Here is a 4,085-nt window from a genome sequence, read left to right on the forward strand (position 1 = left end):
GCTGCGGCGCGGCGCGCGGCGCATCGCGGTGCGCGCGTCGGCCCGGGCCGTCGCCGCCATCGTCGCCGTCGTGGCCCAGCGCGGCGCTGATCAGCGTGGCACGAATCAACGCCGGATCGCCGTGAGCGACCGCCAGCTGCGGATACGGCGACGCCAAGGCCCGCTTCAGCGCAGCCGGCCCGCTGTCGGCGTCGAGCGCGGCGAATCCGCGCTGGCGCATCGCGGCCACGGTCTGCGCCGGCAATTGCATGCCGCCGTCGCTGTCCCAGTACGGCCAGTCGATCGCCAGGCTGCGGCCGCTGCGTTCGCCCAGCGCCTGCAGCTCGTGGCGGTACTGCGCGTACTGCCCGAGGAAGGCGTTGGCGGTGGCGTAGGCGGCCTGGGCCGGCGCGCCGGTGCGCGCGGTCAGCGACGAGAACAGCACGAAGCAGTCCAGCGGCAGCTGGCGCGTGGCCAGATCCAGATAGCGCGTGCCGGCGACCTTCGCCGCCAGCGCCTCGTCCAGTTCGCGCGCCGACAGCGCCGACAGCGGGCGCTGATGGGCGCTGCCGGCGCAATGCAGCACGCCGTGCAGGGCGCCGTACTGGGCCAGGATCTCGGCGACCAGTTCTTCGGCCTGGGCGCGCTGGGACACGTCCACGCAACGGTACACGACCTGGGCGCCGAGCGACGACAGGCGGCGCAGGCGCTCCAGGCCGGCGGCGTCGAGATCGCTGCGGCCGGCGATCACGATCGTCGCGCCGGCGCAGCTGCGGGCGATGTCGGCGACCAGTGCGGCGCCGATGCCGCCCAGGCCGCCGGCGATCAGATACACGCCGCCGTCGCGCCAGGACGCGGCGGCGGCGTCGAGTTCGACCTCGGCCAGCGCGATGGCGTCCACGCGCCGGGCGCGGACGTGCGCGCCCTCGCCCGCTTCGACCGCGAGCAGTTGCGTGCGCAGGCCGGCGAATTCGGACTGGGCCTGGCGCAGCATCGCCGCCAGCGCCGCGTGCAGGCGGCCGGCGCCGCGTTGCGGGACCGCCAGTTGCAGCAGCGCCGGCGCGCCGTCGTCGGCGAGCTCGCGCAACGCGGCGAGCGTGTGCGCGGCGTACGCGGCGAAACGCTCGGCCGGGTCGGCCGAGGCGGCGTCGAGGATCCGGCATTCGGCCGCGCCGGCCACGGCGGCCAGCGCCGCGGCAGGCGCATCGCAGGCCAGCAGCAGGCGCCGCTCGCCGTTCGCAGCGGCGGCGAGGGGCGCATCGCCGGCCGCGTCCGAGGGTACGAAGTACAAGGTGCGCGGCGTGGACGGCGCGGCGTTCGCGTGCCGGTAAGGCCGTCCGCTCAGGCCTTGCAGGCGCACGCACACGCGGCCGTCGTCGTCGCACAGATCGATGTCGGTGCGCGCGATGCCGTTGGCCGACGAACTGCGGCGCACCACCGCCCAGCCCTGTTGCGGACAGGCGCGCAGCAGTTGCAAGCGGTCGAGCGCGAACGGCACCGAGGCGGTCTGCTCGTCCGCCTCGCCGTCGGTGGCGCCGAAGCCGGCGGCCTGCACGGCCGAATCCAGCAGGCCCGGCGGCAAGGCGCAGCCGTCGGTCGCGCCGCCGGCCGGCGCGCGCAGGCGCGCCAGCACGAAACGGCCGTGCGCGTCTTCGCCGCGGCGCACTTCGACCAGGCCGCGGTGCGACGGGCCATAGACCACGCCCATCGCCGCCAGTTCGCGATAGCAGGTTTCGCCGGCGATCGACGCGGCAGCGGTCGCCGCGTGCAGGGCGGCCAGATCCAGGTCGGGCGTCGCCGCGGCCTGCGCTTGCAGGCGCACGCGGGCGCGCACGCACGGCGCCGCGGTGCGCGCGCCCTCGCCCACCACGCCGCGCGCTTCGCGCACGAACTCGCACTGCAGCCCCTCGTCCTGCGCGCGCACTTCGATATGCAACTGCAGCGCGGGCGCATCGGCCACCACCGGCTTGAGCCACACCACCTCGTCGATCTGCACCGCCGCGCCGGGTTCGGCCTGCGCGGCCAGCACGGCCGCGGCGCGCGCCATTTCCAGATAGGCCACGGCCGGCAGGATGCGCCGGCCGGCGACCGCATGGTCGGCGAACACCGGCTCCTCGCCGTTGAAGCTGGAGCTGAAACGCAGGCCGTCGAGATTTGAAGTATTGCGGTGCACCAGCGGATGCAGCCGCGATTCGGCCGGCGCAGTCGGCACGGCCGGCTTCGCCGTCGCCGTCGGCAGCGAGGCGATCCAGTAGCGTTCCGGCGCGAACGGGTAGGTCGGCAGCGACACCCGGCGCGGCTGCGCCTTCGCCGGGTACAGCCGCTGCCAGTCGATCTGCGCGGCGCCCTCGACCCAGGCCTCGGCCAGGCGGTCGAGCTTGCCGCGCGCCAGCCAGGCCTCGATCAGCGCCTGCGCGTCCTCGTCCTCGCGCAGCCACGACAAGGCCTTGCGGCCGCGCTGCGCCTGGCCGAGATAGAAACGCTCCAGGCCCTTGCGCTGCTGCAGGAAGCCGTCGAGCTTGTCCTCCAGTTCGGCCATCGAGGCGGCGACGAACGCCAGCCGCTGCTCCATCGCCTCGCGTCCTACCTGCAAGGTATAGGCGATGTCGGCCAGCGCCGGCGCGCCGGGCGCGCGGCAGGCGCGCAGCAACCGCTGCGCGGATTCGCGCAGGCGGGTCTCGTCCTTGGCCGACAGCGTCACCAGCACCGGGCCGGTATCGCTCGCAGGCGCGGACGCGGGCGCCGCGTACTCTTCCAGGATCAGGTGCGCGTTGGCGCCGCCGGCGCCGAACGACGACACGCTGGCGATGCGCCGGCCCGCGCTCGCCGGCCACGGCGCCAGTTCGCGCTGCAGCCGGAACGGCGAGGACTCGAACGCGATGTGCGGGTTGGTCCGCTGCGCGTGCAGCGACGGCGCGAGCTGGCGATGGCGCAGCTGCAGCAGCACCTTGGTCACCCCGGCCACGCCGGCGGCCGCTTCCAGGTGGCCGATGTTGCTCTTGACCGAGCCGATCGCGCAGAAGCCGCGCTCGCCGGTGGTGTCGCGGAACGCCTGGGTCAGCGCCTCGATCTCGATCGGGTCGCCGAGCTCGGTGCCGGTGCCGTGGGCTTCGACGAAGGAGATCTCGCGCGCGCCGATCCCGGCCTTGGCGATCGCGGCGCGGACCAGTTCGCGCTGCGCGGCCGGGTTCGGCGCGGTATAGCCCTTGGCCTTGCCGCCGTGATTGATGCTGCTGGCGCGGATGACCGCGTGGATGTGGTCGCCGTCGGCGAGCGCGCGCGACAGCCGCTTGAGGATCAGCACGCCCACGCCTTCGCCGGGCACGAAGCCGTCGCCGCCTTCGCCGAAGCTGCGACAGCGGCCGTCGGTGGCGAGGAAGCGGCCTTCGCAGGACGCGACGTAGCGCGAGGGATGCAGGTTGAGATTGACCCCGCCGGCGGCGGCGACTTCGCATTCGCCGCGCAGCAGGTGTTCGCAGGCCTCGTGGATCGCGGTCAGCGAAGACGAGCACATGGTGTCGATCGGCATGCTCGGCCCTTGCAGGTCGAGCAGGTAGGACACGCGGTTGGCGACCGAGCCGAACGAGGTCTGCGGGTGGATCGCGTCGCCGGTGGCGTCCTGGCCGCTGGCGCAGCGTTCGAAGCCGGACTGGGAAATGCCGGCGAACACGCCGACCCGGCGGCCGTGGCGGTCGGCCAGCGCGGCGCGGGTGTAGCCGGCGTCCTCGAAGGCGCGCCAGGTTTCCTGCAGGAACAGGCGCTCGTGCGGATCGATCGCCATCGCCTCGCGCGGCGCGATGCCGAAGAACAGCGGATCGAAATCGGCGAAGCCGTCGATGAAGCCGCCCCACTTGCAATAGCTCTTGCCTTCGGCGATGGCCTTGGCCGGATCGGCTTCGTAGAAGCCGTCCAGCGACCAGCGCTCGGCCGGGATCTCGCCGACGCAGTCTTCGCCGCGGCTGATGCGTTCCCAGAACTGGTCCAGGTCCGCGGCCTGCGGATAGCGGCCGGACACGCCGATGATGGCGACGGCGCGGTCGTCGTCGGTCGCGGGCGCGACCGCGGCGACGGCGGGCTGCGGCGACGGCTGCGCCGGCGCCGGTGCG

At 74.1% G+C, this 4,085-nt stretch carries 1 protein-coding gene; it reads right to left on the reverse strand.

Going from position 1 to position 4,085, the window contains the following annotated elements; genetic code table 11:
* Nucleotides 1–4,085, reverse strand: a 4,085-nt coding sequence (locus A7A76_RS03565; protein WP_206409906.1) for a type I polyketide synthase, incomplete at both ends; no start/stop codon positions are given.

The sequence above is a fragment of the Lysobacter enzymogenes genome, from assembly GCF_017168095.1.
GTDB lineage: Bacteria > Pseudomonadota > Gammaproteobacteria > Xanthomonadales > Xanthomonadaceae > Lysobacter > Lysobacter enzymogenes_D.